The sequence below is a fragment of the Bacillus mojavensis genome (genome assembly GCF_012648005.1).
Classification (GTDB): Bacteria; Bacillota; Bacilli; order Bacillales; family Bacillaceae; genus Bacillus; species Bacillus mojavensis.
The window spans coordinates 3,857,211-3,877,651 of the sequence record NZ_CP051464.1; the positions used below are offsets into that span (position 1 = coordinate 3,857,211).

Annotated in this window: 18 protein-coding genes and 1 pseudogene; 6 read left to right on the top strand and 13 right to left on the bottom strand. The window is 47.9% G+C overall.

Annotated elements, in window-relative coordinates; translation table 11 throughout:
- Window positions 1-13 precede the first annotated feature (13 nt).
- The 4 genes from HC660_RS20010 to HC660_RS20025 all read right to left on the bottom strand — a co-directional run bounded on the left by HC660_RS20010 (window position 14) and on the right by HC660_RS20025 (window position 2,956).
- Window positions 14-283, bottom strand: coding sequence for a YwqI/YxiC family protein (locus tag HC660_RS20010; protein ID WP_168749173.1), 270 nt, complete (start codon window positions 281-283; stop codon window positions 14-16).
- An 11-nt stretch (window positions 284-294) separates the two neighbouring features.
- Window positions 295-660, bottom strand: a complete 366-nt coding sequence (locus HC660_RS20015) for a YwqH-like family protein (protein ID WP_106019816.1) — start codon at window positions 658-660, stop codon at window positions 295-297.
- Window positions 661-1,006: 346 nt separating this feature from the next.
- A complete protein-coding gene (gene abnB / locus HC660_RS20020) occupies window positions 1,007-2,425 on the bottom strand; it encodes an arabinan endo-1,5-alpha-L-arabinosidase AbnB (protein ID WP_168749175.1) in 1,419 nt (472 codons plus the stop codon).
- A 96-nt stretch (window positions 2,426-2,521) separates the two neighbouring features.
- A complete protein-coding gene (locus HC660_RS20025) occupies window positions 2,522-2,956 on the bottom strand; it encodes a hypothetical protein (RefSeq protein ID WP_244956475.1) in 435 nt (144 codons plus the stop codon).
- A gap of 188 nt (window positions 2,957-3,144) precedes the next feature.
- Between HC660_RS20025 and hutP the strand changes: the two genes are divergently transcribed.
- The 6 genes from hutP (at window position 3,145) to HC660_RS20055 (ending at window position 10,612) form a co-directional block, all read left to right on the top strand.
- Window positions 3,145-3,591: a histidine utilization transcription antiterminator HutP gene (gene hutP / locus HC660_RS20030; RefSeq protein WP_010332488.1), complete on the top strand. Its 447-nt coding sequence runs from the start codon at window positions 3,145-3,147 to the stop codon at window positions 3,589-3,591.
- A 112-nt stretch (window positions 3,592-3,703) separates the two neighbouring features.
- Window positions 3,704-5,230, top strand: coding sequence for a histidine ammonia-lyase (gene hutH, locus HC660_RS20035; RefSeq protein WP_168749177.1), 1,527 nt, complete (start codon window positions 3,704-3,706; stop codon window positions 5,228-5,230).
- Window positions 5,227-6,885 (top strand): urocanate hydratase, encoded by a 1,659-nt coding sequence (hutU, locus tag HC660_RS20040; protein WP_168749178.1) that lies wholly within the window; start codon window positions 5,227-5,229, stop codon window positions 6,883-6,885. Before hutH ends, hutU begins: the two co-directional genes overlap by 4 nt.
- Window positions 6,886-6,897: 12 nt before the next feature.
- Window positions 6,898-8,163 carry an imidazolonepropionase gene (gene hutI, locus HC660_RS20045; protein WP_168749179.1) on the top strand — a complete coding sequence of 422 codons (1,266 nt, stop codon included), beginning with the start codon at window positions 6,898-6,900 and terminating at the stop codon, window positions 8,161-8,163.
- Window positions 8,156-9,109 (top strand): formimidoylglutamase, encoded by a 954-nt coding sequence (gene hutG, locus HC660_RS20050; RefSeq protein WP_168749181.1) that lies wholly within the window; start codon window positions 8,156-8,158, stop codon window positions 9,107-9,109. The genes hutI and hutG overlap by 8 nt, the downstream gene beginning before the upstream one ends.
- A 75-nt stretch (window positions 9,110-9,184) precedes the next feature.
- Window positions 9,185-10,612 (top strand): amino acid permease, encoded by a 1,428-nt coding sequence (locus tag HC660_RS20055; RefSeq protein ID WP_168749183.1) that lies wholly within the window; start codon window positions 9,185-9,187, stop codon window positions 10,610-10,612.
- 42 nt (window positions 10,613-10,654) lie between these two features.
- On the opposite strand, the gene HC660_RS20060 is transcribed toward HC660_RS20055, so the two are convergent.
- From HC660_RS20060 to HC660_RS20100, 9 genes and pseudogenes are all read right to left on the bottom strand, one after another.
- On the bottom strand, window positions 10,655-11,956 hold the full coding sequence (locus tag HC660_RS20060) for a pyrimidine-nucleoside phosphorylase (protein WP_010332494.1): 1,302 nt from the start codon (window positions 11,954-11,956) through the stop codon (window positions 10,655-10,657).
- A 28-nt stretch (window positions 11,957-11,984) separates the two neighbouring features.
- Window positions 11,985-13,166, bottom strand: a complete 1,182-nt coding sequence (nupC, locus tag HC660_RS20065) for a nucleoside permease NupC (protein ID WP_010332495.1) — start codon at window positions 13,164-13,166, stop codon at window positions 11,985-11,987.
- Between the two features lie 92 nt (window positions 13,167-13,258).
- Window positions 13,259-13,930 carry a deoxyribose-phosphate aldolase gene (gene deoC, locus HC660_RS20070; RefSeq protein ID WP_105954544.1) on the bottom strand — a complete coding sequence of 224 codons (672 nt, stop codon included), beginning with the start codon at window positions 13,928-13,930 and terminating at the stop codon, window positions 13,259-13,261.
- Between the two features lie 105 nt (window positions 13,931-14,035).
- Window positions 14,036-14,977 carry a DNA-binding transcriptional repressor DeoR gene (deoR, locus tag HC660_RS20075; RefSeq protein WP_168749184.1) on the bottom strand — a complete coding sequence of 314 codons (942 nt, stop codon included), beginning with the start codon at window positions 14,975-14,977 and terminating at the stop codon, window positions 14,036-14,038.
- Between the two features lie 132 nt (window positions 14,978-15,109).
- Window positions 15,110-15,940 carry a DUF1206 domain-containing protein gene (locus tag HC660_RS20080; RefSeq protein ID WP_168749186.1) on the bottom strand — a complete coding sequence of 277 codons (831 nt, stop codon included), beginning with the start codon at window positions 15,938-15,940 and terminating at the stop codon, window positions 15,110-15,112.
- Between the two features lie 69 nt (window positions 15,941-16,009).
- A pseudogene (gene eutH, locus HC660_RS20085) lies at window positions 16,010-17,109 on the bottom strand (ethanolamine utilization protein EutH).
- A gap of 71 nt (window positions 17,110-17,180) precedes the next feature.
- Window positions 17,181-18,527 carry an MmgE/PrpD family protein gene (locus tag HC660_RS20090; protein ID WP_168749188.1) on the bottom strand — a complete coding sequence of 449 codons (1,347 nt, stop codon included), beginning with the start codon at window positions 18,525-18,527 and terminating at the stop codon, window positions 17,181-17,183.
- Complete coding sequence (locus tag HC660_RS20095) at window positions 18,524-19,666, bottom strand: M20 peptidase aminoacylase family protein (protein ID WP_168749190.1); 1,143 nt, start codon at window positions 19,664-19,666, stop codon at window positions 18,524-18,526. The genes HC660_RS20090 and HC660_RS20095 overlap by 4 nt, the downstream gene beginning before the upstream one ends.
- A 15-nt stretch (window positions 19,667-19,681) precedes the next feature.
- On the bottom strand, window positions 19,682-20,431 hold the full coding sequence (locus HC660_RS20100) for an amino acid ABC transporter ATP-binding protein (protein ID WP_168749192.1): 750 nt from the start codon (window positions 20,429-20,431) through the stop codon (window positions 19,682-19,684).
- Between the last annotated feature and the right edge of the window lie 10 nt (window positions 20,432-20,441).

Here is a 20,441-nt window from a genome sequence, read left to right on the forward strand (position 1 = left end):
GTCCTCCCGCGCTTTATTTCATGGAAGATGATATGTTTTCGTCCGATTCCTTCATGGCGTTTACCGCGCTTTCCGTTTGTGCGATATGCTTGGCCAAAACAGACGCATATGCTTCAGTGAGCTCCTTGATGTCCTCATTTAATTGCTCGATGGACTTTACAACATTCAAATGGTTTCGTCCTGAGATATGGCCGGGCAAGGAGGACTTGAGTTCAGCTGAGTTCTTAAGCTGAGAAAGTCCCTGTTTGACGGTTCCATAGACCATTTTGATTTCCTGTGCCATTTGCGCTCACCTCACTTTTTATGTTTTTCCTTCTCTATTTCATGCTCTATTCTCGTGATTTGGCGTCTCATGGAATAGACGTCACCCTCTAGAGAGTGAATTTTTTCATCTATACTTTCGATGATTCCGTTGACTTGTTCGCTTTTGATTTGACGATATGCTTTGTTCATTCCTTCACGAATATCTTCAAACCGCTCAGCATGTGTTCCTCTCCATGCATTCCCGTTAAGATGAGGCCGATGAATGAGATGCTGGGCCTCGGAAAATTCGTGTTTGATTTGCCTGATTTCGTGCAGCACTCGTTTTAACTGATGGATCTGTTCCTGTTTTTCATGTAAGTCGGCTTTGACCGAATGTAACAACATTTCACTATGCATGCCGCAACACCTCATGTTTCTATCAAACTGTGTTAATCTTTGACAATACAGACTATTTTCATATTACATGATGGATCATATTGGATAAATAGGTAAAAAGGTTTGTGTTAAACAGAAATGCAGAGGGACTAAATCGCTATAAACCTATCAACTCTCTATAAAAAGTAGTGACATTCAACATAACAGGACTATAAGAATAGGTCTTATTTCTCCTAATCTTTTCTCTCTCGCTTTCTGTCCTTCCCCATTTCTTATCGTCAATATAGGTGATAACACATTTATAATCTGGAAACGTCATCTTATGTAAAAGGAAAAAGCGCCTTCCCTCGAAGGCGCCTTCTCCATCTTATTTAGATCCCCATACAGCCTCACCGCTGCCATTCAATATACTAAACGTCATCACGTTCTTCTCTCTCACCGAATCCCACTGGCGTAAAAATACGCCATGATACATCTTGCCTGCTAACGTAAGTTCAGCTGTATTCTTTCCGGTTTTCTTCCACGTTCCGGTCATTTCCCCGGAAATGGTGTGGTCTTTGTTGAGCTGAATGTTGATGGTTTTTTTGATGTCTGCTGAGATGTCTTTACCGTGCTGAATGAGCTTGTAGGTTCCTGTGATGTCTTTTTGTTTTGCTTTTTCCAGTATTTCTCCTGCGTAACGATATGGCGCCACTACCGGCCAGCCGTCTTTATTCATGAACATTTGATGGACTCTGACTTCATGTTCTTCACCCCTGCCCGGGAAGCGTGTGTGGAAGATTAAATAGGAGCGTCCGGTTTTTTCGTCATAGTATGCGGAGTTGTGGCCCGGTGAGACATAGCCGGTTCCTTTTTCATTTTCTGTTTCAAATGAATAGCTGCCCATGAGTTTGACGCCGTATGGTTCGATGGAGCGGTCGTCGAAGAATGTGCCTTCTTTGCCGCGGACGTCAATCATTGAGTTGCCCTCTGCATCATAATACGGGCCATCCGGATTCTTGGAGCGGGCGACACGGATGTTATAACCGCCTGTTGCGTCAAGACCGCCATATGATAGGTATAAGTAGTAATACTTGGTGTCTGGATTGTAGAGCACATATGGGCCTTCGATTCTGCTGTGGTTGCCGCCGAGCAGTTTTTTGCCGTAGCCCTGTCCAGGAAGCGGGAAGCCCGTTTTCGGATTCATTTCAAGAATGAAAATGCCGCCTGAGTATGATCCGTACACCATCCACAGCTTGCCGTCTTTATCAAAGAAGGTATGTGGGTCTACGACGTTCGGGTGTTTGGTTGCGTCATAAGGTGTTCCGTCACTGCTTGTGCCTTCCATGCCTGATTTCAAAAAGATGCCCTTGTTTTTGTACGGGCCTTCGATGTTGTCAGCGACGGCCACTCCCATGGCGGATCTTGGTGAGTCACCGCGGCAAGCGTTGTAGTACATATAGTATTTGCCGTCCGCCAGCTGCGCGACATCAGCCGCCCACAGGGTATCGGATTGCGCCCATTCGAAGGTATCTTTTAATTCTTCATAGACATTGGGAATAAGAGGGTTGTTGTTGCTGACGCTGGTGGTCAGCTGCTGCCATTGCATGAGGTCATTCGTTTTTGCTGAAGCGAGATGAGATCCAAAAACATAAAAGGTGCCGTTTGACTCAATGATGGAAGGATCATGGACACTGACTTCTTTAAAGACGGGTTTTTCTGCCTTTTGCGCATAGACGGAGTTTGGCAGGGTGAAGGCCATGATAAGGGCTGCAAGAAAACATAAACGGAACAATCGGTTGAACATCTAAACAATTCGCCTCACTTTTTTTCAAATTTTTTAAACGCTTACATTTTTTATGAAGAAACACTGGCCCGCTATGAAGGCCGAATGTTTTCATATTCAAACGGGTAGGTAATGCCCCACTGTTCTCTGACATTGTCCAAGATGCTCATGACATTCCAGGGAGAGACTGATGGTCTGGCTGCCTGTTTGGTGCAGGACTGCTGCTTGCATATCCTCTACTTCATAGTTCAACCCTTTTGCGGTTTCTCCTTCTTCAATCTCCTCTGTTTTTCCATTGGCGTATGTAATGAGTGCTTTTTCCGGCCTTGTAAAGTCGTCGACTGTGATAAAGCCATTTTCTCCGGCAACTACGCCTCTTTTTGGCATTTTCGCTCTCATTGTCAGCGATATGACAGCCATTTCGTTGTCAGTGTTTTTTAAGATGACGCCCGACTGCTCGTCTACAGTCGGCTTGGCAGGGCTGAGGATCTCATTCGGCTGGCTCGTGAGAAAATACCTTGCGAACGAGAGCGCATAGGCTCCTGTGTCCAAGAGTGCGCCGCCATCCACACACCTATCTGGCTATGGTGTGCAATGTGCTGAGATTTCTGCATCACGATATCACAATACCAATCTAACTTGTTAAAGACTGTAAAAAACCTTTTGACTTCTATTGCTGAAACACTTAATATAATACTCAGTTAATAGTTATCAGAATTTTTAGGAATTGAGTGATTCATATGACACTGCATAAAGAGCGCCGGATCGGCCGGCTGTCTGTTCTTCTGTTGCTTCATGAAGCTGAAGAACGTACACAGGTCGAGGAGCTGGAGCGAGATGGATGGAAGGTCTGTCTTGGCAAGGTAGGATCAATGGACGCGCATAAAGTAGTAGCCGCAATTGAAACCGCTTCCAAAAAGAGCGGTGTCATTCAATCTGAGGGCTATCGCGAGTCACATGCGCTTTATCATGCGACGATGGAGGCTTTGCATGGCGTGACCAGAGGTGAAATGCTGCTAGGATCGCTGCTTCGGACGGTGGGATTGAGGTTTGCCGTTTTGAGGGGAAATCCTTATGAAAGTGAAGCGGAAGGCGATTGGATCGCTGTCTCGCTTTACGGAACAATAGGAGCGCCGATTAAGGGACTTGAGCATGAAACATTCGGCGTTGGAATTAATCACATATGAAACAGCCCATAGATCTTAGACGATAGGGGGCTATGCGTGAAATCAAATTTTCACAGCATAGCCCCTTTTTGTATGGGTGCTTTACCAAAGTAAAGAAAAAGGAGTTGGGCTTATGGTGACTTTAGACGGTTCTTCATTGACAACAGTGGACGTTGCTCGTGTGCTGTTTGATTTTGAAGAGGCAGCGGCTTCCGAGGAAAGTATGGAACGCGTGAAGAAAAGCAGAGCGGCAGTGGAACGGATTGTACACGAGGAAAAGACAATTTACGGCATCACCACCGGGTTTGGCAAATTCAGTGATGTCCTGATTCAGAAAGAAGACTCGGCGGCGCTGCAGCTGAATTTAATCCTTTCACATGCCTGCGGTGTCGGCGATCCTTTTCCTGAGTGTGTTTCTCGGGCCATGCTGCTTTTGCGCGCCAATGCGCTGTTAAAAGGCTTTTCCGGTGTACGCGCGGAGCTGATCGAACAATTGCTTGCCTTTTTAAATAAACGCGTCCATCCTGTCATCCCCCAGCAGGGATCACTTGGCGCAAGCGGGGATCTGGCGCCGCTCTCCCACCTGGCGCTTGCGCTGATCGGGCAAGGAGAAGTCTTTTTTGAGGGAGAAAGGATGCCGGCAATGAAAGGCTTGAAAAAAGCCGGCATTCAGCCGGTATCACTGACATCCAAGGAAGGGCTTGCCTTGATTAACGGGACTCAGGCCATGACTGCTATGGGTGTGGTCGCATACATTGAAGCGGAAAAACTAGCCTATCAAACAGAGCGCATTGCCAGCTTAACGATTGAAGGGCTCCGCGGAATTATCGATGCGTTTGACGAGGATATTCACTCCGCCCGCGGCTATCAGGAGCAGATCGATGTCGCAGAGCGAATCCGTTTTTATCTATCTGACAGCAGCTTGACGACCTCTCAGGGAGAACTGCGGGTTCAGGATGCGTATTCATTGCGCTGTATTCCGCAAGTGCACGGTGCGACCTGGCAGACGTTAGGCTATGTGAAAGAAAAATTAGAGATTGAGATGAATGCAGCTACGGACAACCCTCTTATTTTCAATGACGGGGACAAAGTCATTTCTGGCGGAAACTTTCACGGACAGCCGATCGCCTTTGCCATGGATTTTCTAAAAATCGCAGTATCAGAGCTTGCGAATATCGCAGAACGCAGGATAGAGCGCCTTGTAAACCCGCAGCTGAATGACCTGCCGCCATTCCTAAGCCCTCATCCCGGTCTGCAATCCGGTGCAATGATCATGCAGTATGCCGCGGCCTCACTTGTTTCTGAAAATAAAACCCTGGCCCATCCCGCAAGTGTGGACTCTATTCCGTCATCCGCCAACCAAGAAGACCATGTCAGCATGGGAACCATCGCCGCGCGGCATGCTTATCAGGTGATCGCAAATACAAGAAGAGTGATTGCGATTGAAGCAATTTGCGCATTGCAGGCTGTTGAATACAGAGGCATAGAACATGCAGCCTCCTACACCAAACAGCTTTTTCAAGAAATGAGAAAAGTCGTGCCGTCCATTCAGCAGGACCGTGTTTTTTCCTATGACATTGAACGCTTGACTGACTGGCTGAAGAAGGAATCTTTATTACCTAATTATCAGAAAGAAGAACTAAGGGGGATGAACATATGACTGATGTAAAAAAATCAATCCGTGCCAATAGAGGAACAGAACTTGAATGCTTAGGGTGGGAGCAAGAGGCGGTGCTTCGGATGCTTCGAAACAACCTTGATCCGGAAGTCGCCGAGAAGCCGGAGGACCTGATTGTATATGGCGGAATTGGCAAAGCCGCACGGGATTGGGACGCTTTTCACGCCATTGAGCAATCCTTAAAAACACTAAAACATGATGAGACATTGCTCGTGCAATCCGGAAAGCCCGTTGGCATGTTCCGTACACACCCGCAGGCGCCGCGCGTGCTTTTAGCAAACTCTGTGCTTGTTCCGAAGTGGGCGAACTGGGAGCATTTCCACGAGCTTGAGAAAAAAGGGTTAATGATGTACGGGCAAATGACAGCAGGCAGCTGGATTTACATTGGCTCACAAGGCATTTTGCAAGGAACCTATGAAACCTTCGCTGAGCTCGCGAGACAGCATTTCGGAGGAAGCTTAAAAGGGACATTGACGCTGACAGCCGGTCTCGGCGGAATGGGAGGCGCCCAGCCGCTATCTGTCACGATGAATGACGGAGTTGTGATTGCCGTCGAGGTTGATGAGAAACGAATTGACAAACGAATTGAAACAAAATACTGTGACCGGAAAACAGCGTCGATTGAGGAAGCCTTAGCGTGGGCTGAAGAGGCAAAGCTAGCAGGAAAACCTCTCTCCATCGCTCTTCTCGGAAACGCGGCAGAGGTTCACCATACTCTTCTGAACCGCGGCGTCACCATTGATATCGTCACCGATCAGACGTCTGCCCATGACCCATTAATCGGTTATGTTCCTGAGGGCTATTCACTTGATGAAGCTGATCGTTTGCGCCAAGACAATCCAGACCTTTACGTGCGCCTTGCGAAACAAAGCATGAAAAAACATGTGGAAGCCATGCTGGCCTTTCAACAAAAGGGCTCAGTTGTATTTGACTACGGCAACAATATTCGGCAGGTTGCAAAGGATGAAGGCCTGGAGAATGCCTTCGATTTTCCGGGGTTTGTCCCTGCTTACATCCGCCCCTTATTCTGTGAAGGAAAAGGGCCATTCCGCTGGGCGGCGCTTTCCGGTGATCCGGCAGATATTTACCGTACGGATGCGTTATTAAAAGAACTGTTCCCGGCAAATAAAGCCCTTCACCGCTGGATCGATATGGCTCAGGAAAAAGTCGCTTTCCAAGGCTTGCCGTCCCGTATTTGCTGGCTTGGATACGGAGAACGAAAAAAGATGGGGCTTGCCATTAACGAATTGGTTCGAAACGGGGAGCTAAAAGCACCAGTCGTCATTGGACGAGATCATTTGGACTGCGGGTCTGTCGCCTCACCAAACCGGGAGACAGAAGCGATGAAGGACGGAAGTGACGCTGTCGGCGATTGGGCTGTGCTAAATGCGCTTGTCAACACAGCGGCGGGTGCGAGCTGGGTTTCCTTCCACCATGGCGGCGGCGTTGGAATGGGCTATTCTCTGCATGCCGGTATGGTTGCGGTTGCCGATGGAAGCAAGCTGGCTGACGAACGGCTTGCCCGAGTCTTAACGAGCGATCCGGGAATGGGCATTATCCGTCATGCGGATGCGGGTTATGAACGTGCTGTTGAAGTAGCGAAAAAACAAGACATTATCGTGCCGATGCAAAAATAAGGGAGTGATGACATGCCGAAACAAATTGATACGATACTCATCAACGTTGGTCAGCTTTTGACGATGGAAAGCAGCGGCCCCCGCGCGGGCAAAAGCATGCAGGATCTTCATGTGATCGAAGATGCTGTTGTCGGAATCCACGAACAGAAGATTGTGTTCGCCGGAAAAAAAGGGGCTGAAGCCGATTACGAGGCAGACGAAATCATTGACTGTTCGGGACGGCTTGTAACGCCGGGCCTCATCGATCCGCATACCCATCTTGTATTTGGCGGATCTCGGGAAAAGGAGATGAATCTAAAGCTTCAGGGCATTTCCTATTTAGAAATTCTGGCGCAGGGCGGCGGGATTTTGTCCACTGTCAAAGACACCCGGGCTGCCTCGGAGGAAGAGCTGCTGCAAAAAGGCCATTTACATCTGAAAAGAATGCTGTCATATGGCACGACCACGGCTGAGGTGAAGAGCGGCTACGGCTTAGATAAAGATACAGAGCTGAAACAATTGCGTGTCGCGAAACACCTGCATGAGAGCCAGCCCATTGACCTTGTCTCCACTTTCATGGGCGCTCATGCCATTCCTCCTGAAGATAAGGACCGCCCCGATGAGTTTTTAGATCGCATGCTGGATCTCTTGCCGGAAATAAAAGCGGAAGAGCTCGCAGCCTTTGCAGATATTTTTACAGAAACAGGCGTTTTTACAGTCAGCCAATCCCGACGTTACTTAAAAAAAGCGGCTGAGGCGGGATTTGGATTAAAAATCCATGCTGATGAAATTGATCCTCTTGGAGGAGCTGAATTAGCGGCTGAGCTAAGAGCTGTCTCAGCCGATCACTTGGTGGGCGCCTCAAATGAAGGCATACAGCAAATGGCTGAATCAGGAACCATTGCTGTCCTCTTGCCGGGCACGACGTTTTACCTTGGCAAACACACATATGCCAGAGCAAGAGACATGATTGATGCGGGGGTACGTGTCAGCTTGGCAACGGACTTTAATCCGGGCAGCTCCCCAACTGAAAATATTCAGCTGATCATGTCGATTGCCGCGCTTCACCTGAAAATGACCGCAGAAGAAATATGGCATGCCGTCACAGTCAATGCCGCATATGCCATAGGAAAAGGTGATGAAGCAGGGCAGCTCAAAGCTGGACGCTCTGCAGATCTTGTCATTTGGCAAGCCTCGAATTACATGTATATTCCGTATCACTACGGCGTCAATCATGTACATCAAGTCATGAAAAACGGAACAATTGTAGTCAACAGGGAGGGAGGCATTTATGAATAAATACCCTTTTCTCAGAGAGGCAGGTTCTTCGTTTAAAGACCGAGATGTCACAAAAATGAGCGATCTGATAGAAAAATGGAACGGCCAAAGCATTAAGGGGCCGGGACTGATAGGTGTCCCCCTATCAAAATCGTCCATCAGTCATTCCGGCGCTTCTTTTGCCCCCGGAACAATACGCCAGGCTCTAAAACATTCATCGGCTTATTCTGCTGAGCTTGGGGAACATGTCGTATCAGATTTTCTTTATGATCTGGGGGATGTCGATATTCATGTGACTGATATCGTGAAATCACATGATCAAATCTTCCAAACCATGTATGCTCTGCTTTCGGATTATCCAGATTGGGTGCCGCTCATACTCGGGGGAGATAACTCCATCAGCTACTCCACCATAAAAGCGATTGCGCAAACGAAAGGAACGACAGCCGTTATTCAATTTGATGCCCATCATGATGTGCGGAACACTGAGGACGGGGGGCCGACAAACGGCACCCCCTTCCGCCGCCTTTTGGATGAAGAGATCATAGAAGGTCAGCATTTGATTCAACTGGGTATCAGAGAATTCAGCAACAGCTTGGCTTATGAAACATACGCGAAAAATCATCACGTGGACATCCACACGATGGGAATGATTCGTGAGAAAGGCCTGATCCCGACTATTAAAGAAATCCTGCCTGCTGTTCAAACAGACTTTATTTTTATATCTGTTGATATGGATGTCTTAGACCAGTCTCACGCACCCGGCTGTCCAGCGATTGGGCCGGGCGGCCTCTATACAGACGAATTACTCGAAGCAATCAAGTACATCGCACAAGAGCCCAATGTCGCAGGGATCGAAATCGTTGAAGTTGATCCCACCCTCGATTTTCGGGATATGACAAGCAGAGCCGCAGCTCACGTTCTGTTACACGCATTAAAAGGGATAAAACGCTCCCGATTCAAGTGATCTTCCGGCAGGTTGTATGTTGGTAACAAGAAACTCATCTGCCTGATAAACGGCAGCTAAAAGGAGGACGAGACGGTGGGTCTTCAGGAGAAAAGCGGCCATCAGCTGAAACGGACAATGAAAAGCAGGCACTTATTTATGATCTCATTGGGAGGCGTCATAGGAACAGGACTTTTCCTCAGTACGGGCTATACGCTAAGCCAAGCCGGGCCCGGCGGTACGATACTCGCTTATTTAATCGGCGGATTGATGATGTACCTCGTCATGCAATGTCTGGGTGAATTGTCAGTCGCCATGCCGGTGACCGGTTCCTTTCAAAAATACGCTACAACATTCATCGGGCCATCTACCGGTTTTATGGTCGGCATCATGTACTGGGTGAATTGGGTGGTGACGGTAGGTTCTGAGTTTACCGCATCCGGTATTCTCATGCAGCGCTGGTTTCCTGACAGCAGCGTATGGATGTGGAGCGCGATTTTTGCAGCTCTCCTTTTCGTATGCAACGCATTTTCAGTCAAATTATTTGCGGAAACCGAATTTTGGTTTTCGAGCGTGAAGATTGTCACCATCATTTTATTTATCATCTTAGGAGGCGCCGCCATGTTTGGCTTGATCTCTTTAAACGGGACGGCTGATGCCCCTATGTTTTCAAATTTCACCGGTCATGGAGGATTGTTTCCGAACGGCTTTCTCGCTGTATTTATCGCCATGATATCTGTGAGTTTTGCCTTTTCCGGAACAGAATTAATCGGCGTCACAGCAGGAGAATCCGCAAATCCTCAAAAGGATATTCCGCGCTCCATCCGTAATGTCGCATGGAGGACAGTCATTTTTTTCATTGGTGCCATCTTCGTATTATCCGGACTGATTTCATGGAAAGAAGCAGGAGTAATTGAAAGCCCCTTTGTAGCAGTGTTTGCAGAAATCGGAATCCCTTACGCCGGAGATATTATGAATTTTGTTATATTAACAGCCTTGCTGTCCGTGGCCAATTCAGGCCTGTATGCCTCAACCCGTATGCTGTGGTCGTTAGCAAATGAAAACATGATCAGCTCTCGTTTTAAAAAAGTCACATCTAAAGGCATTCCACTCAATGCCTTAATCATCAGTATGGCTGTATCTTGTTTATCTCTCGTATCCAGTATTGTGGCACCTGGAACTGTATATGTGGTGATGGTAGCGATTGCTGGATTTGCGGGGGTTGTGGTCTGGATGAGCATTGCGCTGTCTCAACTCTTGTTCCGAAAGAGATTTCTTAAAAAAGGGGGGAATGTAAAAGATCTGACATTTCGCACACCGCTTTATCCTCTTATGCCTATAGCCGCTCTTTTATTATGTTCAGCTTCTTGTATCGGTCTGGCTTTTGATCCCAATCAAAGAATCGCTCTCTTCTGCGGAATTCCTTGTATCATCCTATGCTATCTCATCTACTATTTCAGAAAAAATCTTACGAAAGCAAAAAAAATCGAACAAGAGGATTATCAGGTTGATCATATCCTGTAATCAAAACAGCACACCCCACTCAGGATGGGATGTGCTTTATTTTTATTCCGTAATTAATGTATGAATCAGCTTCGGCGCCTTCGCTTCCGCTGCGATGCGGATGTTGTCATAAACTTTCGCGATGACTTCATCGACGTTTTCGCGGTTGGCGTAAAGCGTCACAAGTGGTTCGCCTTTTTCAACCTTGTCGCCGACCTTTTTGCGGAGCATGATGCCGACGGCTAAATCAATTTCGTCTTCTTTTGTGGCGCGTCCGGCTCCTAACAGCATGGCAGCAACGCCGATTTCGTCCGCTACGATTTCGGAGACCACACCCGCTTCTTTTGCTGGCACATCAATGTGATAAGCCGCTTGCGGAAGCTTAGACGGATCGTCAACAATCGAGCTGTCACCGCCTTGGTTTTTTAAGAAATCTTTGAATTTCTCTAGCGCTTTTCCGTTTTTCATGACCTCTTCAAGCTTCGCTCTTGCTTCGTCTAATGTACCTGCTTTTTTCGCAAGCACGACCATTTGGCTGCCGAGTGTTAAGACTAGCTCGTGCAGGTCTTCAGGGCCTTCGCCTTTGAGCGTGTCTATCGCTTCTTTCACTTCAAGCGCATTTCCGATCGCAAAGCCGAGCGGCTGGGACATGTCGGAGATGACAGCCATCGTTTGGCGACCGACTTTGTTGCCGATTCGTACCATTGCTTTCGCGAGTTCAGCCGCATCTTCCTCTGTTTTCATGAAGGCGCCCGCTCCCGTTTTTACGTCAAGCACGATCGCGTCCGCTCCGGCAGCGATTTTTTTGCTCATAATGGAGCTAGCGATAAGCGGGATGGAATTCACCGTACCCGTTACATCACGCAGGGCGTACAGTTTTTTATCCGCCGGCGTTAAGTTGCCGCTTTGGCCAATGACGGCAACCTTGTCGCGGTTCACAAGCTTAATAAATTCGTCCTTAGACAGTTCCACGTGAAACCCGTCGATCGCCTCTAATTTATCAATTGTTCCGCCCGTATGCCCGAGACCGCGGCCGGACATTTTGGCAACCGGCACATCAAGAGCCGCGACAAGCGGTGCGAGGACGAGTGTTGTCGTGTCGCCGACGCCGCCGGTTGAATGTTTATCCACTTTAATTCCCTCGATGGCAGAAAGATCAATCGTTTCACCGGAGTTCACCATAGCCATTGTTAAGTCCGCCCGTTCACGATCACTCATATCCTGAAAATAAATCGCCATGGCAAGCGCGCTTGCCTGATAATCAGGAATGCTGCCGTCCGTATAGCCGTTCACGAAAAACTGGATTTCTTCTGTGGTGAGTTCTTTTCCGTTTTGTTTTTTGATGATAATATCTACCATTCTCATTTTAGTCACCGATCCTTTTCGATTATGTTCAGTAAATCAGACCTACAACTGCCGCTGTTAAAAAGCTGACAAGCGTAGCACCGTATAATAATTTCAGACCGAAACGAGCAACAACGTTTCCTTGCTTTTCATTCAGACCCTTTACAGCACCGGCAATGATACCGATGGAAGAGAAGTTCGCGAACGAAACGAGGAATACTGATACAATCGCTGTTGTGCGGCCGCTGAAGTGAAAACCGTTTTGCGAAAGAGACGTCATAGCGACAAACTCGTTCGATACCATTTTTGTTGCCATAATACTTCCGGCGTTAACCGCTTCATTCCATGGAATACCAACAAGAAAAGCGAATGGAGCAAACACATATCCAAGCAGGTCTTGGAAGGAAATACCGAGTACAGCGTTAAAGATACCATTGATCAAAGCAATAATCGCGACAAATCCGATCAGCATTGCTGCGACAACAACCGCTACTTTGAAACCATCTAAGATGTATTCTCCGAGCACTTCGAAGAAGGATTGTTTTTCTTCATTTTCTACACGGAGCATATCCTCATCTTTTGCGACCTCGTAAGGATTAATGATAGAGGCAATGATAAAACCGCCAAATAAGTTCAATACAAGAGCCGTTACGACGTATTCAGGCTTCAGCATCGTCATGTAAGCGCCGACGATTGACATGGATACAGTTGACATCGCAGAAGCGCAAAGCGTGTACAAACGCTGCTGTGACAGTAAACCGAGTTCTTTCTTTAAGGAGATAAAGACTTCTGATTGCCCTAAAATTGCAGATGCGACAGCATTATACGACTCAAGTCTTCCCATTCCGTTTACCTTGCTGAGGGCAAGGCCGATGTATTTAATAATAAACGGGAGGATCTTCCATTTTTGCAGAATTCCGATGAGTGCAGAAATAAATACAATCGGCAAGAGAACGTTCATAAAGAATGTCGATTGATCCGCATTCACCAAACCGCCAAACACAAAGTTGATTCCTTCTGCCGCATAGCCAAGCAGGTAGCTGAATCCTTGTGCAAATCCGCCTACGAGAAAATTCCCAATCCCCGTATTAAGGAGAATGTAACCGAGAATAAACTGCAAAATGAGCATGACAATAATTGGGCGGACCTTAATTCTTTTTTTGCCGCTGCTCGCGATCCACGCAAGGCCTAAAAACACGATTAAACCGATAATCCCGATCAAATACTTCATATGTGTTTCTCCTTTATTTGTATTCGCTTACATTATTATTTCCCCGGAAAGAAAAGCAGGGCACGGAAAGCAATTTGCCTTCCGTCTGCTTCTTAATAATTGTCTCCGCCGGCTCCGTTCTCTCCTTTTACAATGGAAACGCCTGCACTTGCGCCAATGCGGCTTGCACCTGCTTCGATCATCGTGTCTACATCTTCTTTCGTTCTGATACCCCCGGATGCTTTTACGCCGATATCAGGACCTACTGTTTTGCGCATTAAAGCGATATCTTCCTTCGTTGCGCCGCCTGTTGAAAAACCTGTTGAGGTTTTCACGAAATCCGCGCCCGCAGAAACTGCTAAACGGCATGCACGCTCTTTTTCTTCATCTGTCAGCAGGCATGTTTCAATAATAACTTTGACAAGCGCTTTTCCGGCTGCAGCTTCCACCACACCGCGAATATCCGCTTCCACCGCTTCATCTTCTTTATCTTTCAAAGCGGCGATGTTAATAACCATGTCCACTTCAGTAGCGCCTTTTGAAATCGCATCCTTCGTTTCGAACGCTTTTGTTTCTGTTGTGTTGGCGCCGAGCGGGAAGCCGATGACTGTACATACGTCAACTCCTGTTCCCTCAAGCTCTTTTGCAGCCAGCTGCACCCATGTCGGGTTTACACATACAGAAGCGAATTTGTATGTTTTCGCTTCTTCTATTAATTTCAGAATATCCGCTTTTTGTGTATGCGGTTTCAAAGCTGTATGATCAATTTTATTGGCTAATGTCATCCTTCGCACACTTCCTTTTTTGTTAAGATATTTTTTAGCATAACCGACTTTTGAACATATGTAAATTGGTAATTGAAATTTTGTTCAGTGAACGGTCTAAAGGTGTCACAAATCATTAACAAGTGCCCTTGCGGTATGCTGATCAATGATTAACACGTTGGCATATTTTCCTGTTAACGCACCGTGGATCGAAGGCACTTTTCGGCTTCCGCCGGCCACTAATATAGAGCGTTCCTTCAGCCTCAGATCTTCAAGCTCGACGCCTATGGTTCGGTCATTGATGGCGGTGCTGCAAATATTCCCTTCCTCGTCAAAGAACCGCGAACAGATATCTCCAACAGCCTGATGTTTCAGCAATGCTTTCTCTTCTTCGTTAAAATAGCCGAGCCGGAATAACAGCGCCTCGTCCCGGACGGTACCAACTGTAAAGAGAGCGATATTGGCCTGCTTGCCCATCTCGATAATGCGTGCGATATGGCGATCCTTCTCTACCATTCGCTTTACATCGGCGTTATCAAAAACGACGGGAAGCGGGAGATAGCGCGGCATCGTTTGAAAAGCCTCTGCAAACAGCTGAATCGTTTCAGCCGAATAGGTGTTTACCCGGGAATGGCTGATGCCGCCTTTCAGCTGGACGACCTCTACACCCTTTATTTGCTTTGGCTGCATGTTTTGCGCGATCTGATACATCGTGGTTCCCCAGCTGACGCCGACGATGTCGCCGTCTTTTACCGTTTCATGCATATATTCTGCACCGTAACGGCTCAAGTCATGTGTGATTGCTGCATAGTCCGGTGTCGGAGAAAACACAACGTGTGCTTCGAGAAGACCGTATTTCTCTTCCAGCATCGAACCCAGCGCATCTAAATCTTCAAAAGGGTCCATCACGCGAATTTGGACAAATCCTTTTTCTTTTGCGTATTGCAGCAATCGGGAAACGGTCGGCCTTGAAATGTTGAGCTGCTCTGCGATTTGCTGCTGACTGTAGTCAGACTGATAATAAAGCCTTGCCACTTCTATGCTTAATTGTTGTTTTTCCCGATCCATTCCGCACCTCCCTTGGATCAGTTCGTGGTGAACCTGCTTTCGATTTGCTTTTATTATACAGGCTGGCAACGGCTTTCATCCACCTGTTTTATGAGAAACTGAAAAACGCTCTGGCACAGATCTGCCCAGAGCTTATTTTTCCCACTTCATATATTGATAGATGCCTTTCATGATGGCGTATATTCCATATAACACAAGCCCGCACGCCAAGAAGATCAGAATCAGTCTGCCATGCGGCTGCTGCGCGAGTTCAGCGAGCGCCCCGTCAAAGCCTCTTGTGTCGTCCGGATCAGAAGTGAGAGCTGTTTTTATGAGAAAGAAGCCGATGGCTGAGAAAATAATAGCACGGGCGATGTTGCCTGCGCGTCCTGTGTTCTTTGCAATACATATCATTTCTTTGCTCATTTTTGACGTATCGAATTCTTTCATAAAAGAAGCACGGATACCTTTTATGAATTGAACCACTGCAAATAGGAAAAAGCCCGCTCCTGTGAGTCCCGTCAGCCACTGCCCAAACGGCTGTGCCAATATATAAGCAGACCACGTCTGTTCTGAAGTGCTGCCGCTCCCACGATCAAAGACAAACCGAAGGGCATTCCACGCAATTGATGCGTATACGGCGGCACTGAACAAATTTCCCGTTCTTCGTGACAGGCCCCTTCTTCCTGTGCCGTGGCCCTCTGTATCCTTAACCGCACTCAGCACCATCCATATGACATACCCGATGAGTCCGACTCCGATGAAGAAAAGCAAAATCGACCCAAACGGCATGCGTGATAAGGTTTGAAGTGCTCCGCTTGAATCCTTTGCCCCGCTGCCAGAACCGGCAGCCGTCATCAATGCCAGAATGCCGAGCAAGATAAAAACACCGCCGAATGTAAAATAACCAAGCCTTCCGAACCGCTTTATCCAAGGCTTGGATTCCTGTTTTATTTTAGAGATGCACTGGTCCTTCGCATCCATGTGCCCAACCCTCTTTCCGGAATCGTTACTGTATCATTTCCCTAATGAGGAGAGTTGAAACAGCCTTCCTCAGTTTTGTTTAAGAGAGTCTTGTCTTTGCTGCCCGGGCGTGGCCCACGCAGCTGCCGCGACAGCTGTAATACCGCCAGCTAATTTCCCGATGATCATGGCTGCTGCCATTTCTTTTTTCATTCCCGCCACAAAGCCGAGGTGGCTGCCGAGCACAAAGGCGGCGCTGACCGCAAACGCGACATTGATAACCTTTCCTCTCGGCGTCATGTCTTTTAAGGTGGCGAGCATTGGGATATGGTGTGCCAAAGAGCAACCATTCCTGCTGTCGCTGCCTGATCTAGGTGTAATACCCTGCCCAAAGTATGGAGCTGTTTGCCAAAAGCTTTTGTGATAAAAGCTGTCAGCGGAAAAGCGCCCGCTAATACAACCGCGATGGTGCCTACGGTTTGTATGCCTGTTTCCATCTTTTCGAGGCCTGGTATCAGTAAAATGCCTGTCATCGTTTCAATCGAGACAGCAACAAGCCCAATGATCGCAACAATACTGACGGCCTTCCCAAAAACGTGAAATACGCTGATTGTCTTGTCGGTGTAGCGCCATAATCCAAAAGCGATACCCGCAGAAAAAAGAATGGGAATCAGAATGTTTTTCAGGATCAATCCCATCTCAAATCCCGCAGCTACTCCGCCTACGAAGCATCCGATCGGCACAGTGCACAGTCCAATTAAAATACCTTTTGCAAAATAGGGGTGATCCTGTTTTTCAATCATGCCAAGAGCGACAGGAATGGTGAACACGATTGTCGGCCCCATCATCGTCCCCAGAAATACCCATGAAAACACGCCCGCGTCCGGATCTTTCGCCATTTCTGCTGCCAGCGCATAGCCTCCCATATCAATGGCCAGAATGGTGTTGGCAAAGGAGGATGGATCTGCGCCAATGGCGGCATAGACCGGGGACACGACGGGAATCAGTATTCCCGCAAGCACTGGCGCAAGCGACACTATCCCAACCATTGACAGCGCAAGCGGCCCCATGGCCTTAAAGCCTTCCGCAAACCGCTCGCCAAGCCCCCACCTGTTTCCCAAGCAATAATCAGCTGCTCCCAATAATAAAAAGATGGCCAGAATACATACAACCGCATCATTTACCGTCATGGCCTTTCTCCTTTTTCAAACGTAAGATTTGGCTTTATCATATCATCTGAAGGAGGAATGGGAGGCGGATTCTAATCTAAATGCGATAAAAATTCTTTCATGTCAGCGCGCTCAATGGCTCCTATGATATGCGCTGCTTTTTGCACATCACTTGGCAGCGCTGATTTCAATTTTTCTTTTACGTCTTCTTTAGACAGACCGTTTCCGGGGGCTCCCTTTGGGCAGTCCACACGCGCTTCACATATGCGGCCATCTGATAAAAATGCACGAACAATGGTGAAACGGCCTTTTGGAACCGCTTGAGAGGCTGGCTGAATGCGATTGTCATACACACGCTGAATATGACGCATTGCGGCGTGCATGTGATTTGGTATCGGGTCGCTGTTGAAATGTTCAGCAATCAGCTTCTGTCCGTGCAGGGCAAGGGCAATGACATATTCAACGCTAAAGCGGCCTTCCTCTCCTGTTTTTGGTGATCTTGCCGTTAATGCAGCATCTCCGCCAGGCGGAAAGACGACTTCAATCCGTTCTGTATTGTCAGCAGAAATGGCTTCCTGAGAGATAAGCTGGCGAATGGCATCTGCCGCGTGGTGTGCCGCGGAGCAGAATGGATAGATTTTAAACCATAGCCCTGGCTTCACGATTCTCCATGGTTCGCCCCAATGGCTTAACAGCGTGGTTTGGGCCTTGTCTACATCACCGTATAGGCCGAAGAAACCTTTTTCTCCATCCAATGCCGTACGAGTGCCTCCAACATCAGATTGGGCCAGCTTAACAGCAAGCAAGCCTGATTGAGCTGCCAGCCCTGCGTGCAGCGGTTTCATTTCTGTACCGAATTGCACCCTCATTCCGGCAGACTGCGTTGCGGCAAAACCGATTGCTTTTTCCAGTTCTTCTTGAGTGAGTTCCTCCGCGTACCCGACAGCACAGGCGGCAGCTATGGCTCCGAGCGTTCCCGTATTGTGCCAGCCTTTTTCATAGTGCAGGCTGCCAATCGACTCTCCAAGCCTTGCCATCACTTCCACACCGACAATATAAGCGCCAAGAAGCCGCTCGTCACTTTCGCGAGCGGCAGCTGAAGCAATGAGTGCCGGCAAAATCACTGCACTTGGATGTCCCCTTACATCGGAATGGACATCATCGAAATCAAGAGCATGGGCGATAAATCCATTGAGCAGCGCAGATTGTAATGGCGCTGCCTTTTTTCCTTGCCCGATAACAGGGACAAGGGGCGTGCCGCCTTCCTCTTCGACCAGGTGCAAAAGCTTTTGAATGCCTTTTTCTTCTCTTCCTGCGAATGATGCGGCTGTAAAATCAAGCAATCCCTTTTTGGCTTCACGCATCGCGTCAATGGCGTCCTCAGGTTGTGATAATCTTACGGCCTCAGCAAGACCTGCTGTCAGTTCTGTTCGGATCATTTGATTGACTCCAATACAAGTACAGCCAGCTCAGTAAAGTAGCTGGATGCAACTTGCAGTGCGTCTTCATCCAATGTAAACGCCGGATGATGCCACTCTTCTGTGCCGTTTGTTCCCATCCAGACAAAGAGGCCAGGAATTTTTTCTTGATATAGAGCGAAGTCTTCTCCGCCCGGGGATTGCTCCGCATGAACCGTTTGATAGCCAAGCCGTGCCGCAGCTTCGGATGCCGCGTTTAAAAATGTGCCGTCATTCTGAACGGACGGCAAATAAGGAAACCACCGGAATTCGGCCTGTGCCCCGTAGCCCGCGGCGATTCCTTCAGCCACTCGTTTCATATGCTCTGGAACGGTCTTTCTCGCTTCTTTTTGGAAGGTGCGAACGGTGCCTTCCATCTCAGCCAGGTCCGGAATCACGTTCCATGAACTGCCTGCCTGTAATCTTGTGATGCTGACAACCGCGTTTTGCAATGAGCTGATATTGCGGCTGACCACAGATTGCAGGCCGCTGATAATTTGTCCTGCTGCAGCGATTGGATCAATACTGTTATTTGGGATGCCGGCATGTCCGCCTTTCCCTTTCACAACAATCTCAAACCGGTCAACGCTTGCCATGAGCGAACCTTCCTTTATCCCAATGGTGCCGACAGGCAAATCAGGCTTATTGTGCATGCCAAAAATGGCGGAAACGTCATCAAGTACGCCAGCTTCTATGACCTTTCTTGCTCCTGCGGCGATTTCTTCCGCAGGCTGAAAGATAAAGCGGACTGTGCCTTTCAGCTTGTCTCTTCTTTTATTCAGCAAAATCGCCGTGCCGATGATGGAAGCGGTATGAAAGTCATGCCCGCACGCATGCATCGTGCCGTCTATTTTAGAGGCAAACGGCAGATTCGTTTGTTCTTGGATCGGGAGCGCATCAATATCCGCTCGTATCGCAATAACGGGGCCGTCTTCCTGCCCTTTGATTTCGGCAATCACGCCAGTCTCTAATTGAGGAACGTCAACAATATCTATATGTTCTTCTTCAAGCCAGCGGCGGATTTTTTTTGTCGTTTCAAACTCTTGAAATGACAGTTCAGGGTGTGCATGAAGGTCACGCCGCATATTGATTAAACGTGTATGAAACGTTTCTTCGGCCATTCTTCTTCTTCCCTTCTATATAAGCTCTGCAGGTTCTCCCACCTGCTTGATAAATCGTTTTGTCCGTTCATTTTTCGGATGGTCAAACAGTTCTTCAGGCGTTCCCTGCTCAATAATATGGCCGTCCGCCATAAAAATCACTTTATCTGCAACCTCTCTTGCAAATGCCATTTCGTGCGTAACGATGATCATTGTTGTTTGTTTTTCAGCAATCGATTTGATGACTTGAAGCACACCCGCCACAAGCTCCGGGTCAAGCGCCGAAGTCGGTTCATCCAGCAAAATCGCATGCGGATTGACCGCTAGTGCCCGCGCGATGCCGATTCGCTGCTGCTGGCCGCCGGACATTGTGATCGGGTAGCTGTCCGCTTTATGCTCTAAACCGACCTGCTTCAGAATCTCCATCCCAATGCGGTTCGCTTCATCGCGTGATTTTCTTTGAGCCGTGAGTAAAGCCTCCGTAATGTTTTGCAGGGCGGTTTTATTTTTGAACAGATTGTAATTTTGGAAGACCATGGCCGTTTGCTGACGGAGCTGGTATGCTTCCTTGCGTGTAAACTTTTCCGCGTTCAGCTTGGCTTCTCCAATTTCAATGATGCCTTGATTGGGACGCTCCAGTAGATTCAAGCACCGAAGAAGCGTTGATTTTCCGGAACCGGACGGACCGATGATCGCCACCACTTCTCCGCGTTTGACTTCAAGGTCGATTCCGTCCAGCACGACCAGATCTTTAAACGCTTTGCGAATATTTTTTACTTTTATCAACTGATTTCAC

Coding starts and splice junctions, on each gene's coding strand:
- HC660_RS20010 (WP_168749173.1), bottom strand. CDS start 283: ATGGCACAGGAAATCAAAATGGTCTATGGAACCGTCAAACAGGGACTT.
- HC660_RS20015 (WP_106019816.1), bottom strand. CDS start 660: ATGCATAGTGAAATGTTGTTACATTCGGTCAAAGCCGACTTACATGAA.
- abnB (WP_168749175.1), bottom strand. CDS start 2,425: ATGTTCAACCGATTGTTCCGTTTATGTTTTCTTGCAGCCCTTATCATG.
- hutP (WP_010332488.1), top strand. CDS start 3,145: ATGACACTGCATAAAGAGCGCCGGATCGGCCGGCTGTCTGTTCTTCTG.
- hutH (WP_168749177.1), top strand. CDS start 3,704: ATGGTGACTTTAGACGGTTCTTCATTGACAACAGTGGACGTTGCTCGT.
- hutU (WP_168749178.1), top strand. CDS start 5,227: ATGACTGATGTAAAAAAATCAATCCGTGCCAATAGAGGAACAGAACTT.
- hutI (WP_168749179.1), top strand. CDS start 6,898: ATGCCGAAACAAATTGATACGATACTCATCAACGTTGGTCAGCTTTTG.
- hutG (WP_168749181.1), top strand. CDS start 8,156: ATGAATAAATACCCTTTTCTCAGAGAGGCAGGTTCTTCGTTTAAAGAC.
- HC660_RS20060 (WP_010332494.1), bottom strand. CDS start 11,956: ATGAGAATGGTAGATATTATCATCAAAAAACAAAACGGAAAAGAACTC.
- nupC (WP_010332495.1), bottom strand. CDS start 13,166: ATGAAGTATTTGATCGGGATTATCGGTTTAATCGTGTTTTTAGGCCTT.
- deoC (WP_105954544.1), bottom strand. CDS start 13,930: ATGACATTAGCCAATAAAATTGATCATACAGCTTTGAAACCGCATACA.
- deoR (WP_168749184.1), bottom strand. CDS start 14,977: ATGGATCGGGAAAAACAACAATTAAGCATAGAAGTGGCAAGGCTTTAT.
- HC660_RS20080 (WP_168749186.1), bottom strand. CDS start 15,940: ATGGATGCGAAGGACCAGTGCATCTCTAAAATAAAACAGGAATCCAAG.
- HC660_RS20090 (WP_168749188.1), bottom strand. CDS start 18,527: ATGATCCGAACAGAACTGACAGCAGGTCTTGCTGAGGCCGTAAGATTA.
- HC660_RS20095 (WP_168749190.1), bottom strand. CDS start 19,666: ATGGCCGAAGAAACGTTTCATACACGTTTAATCAATATGCGGCGTGAC.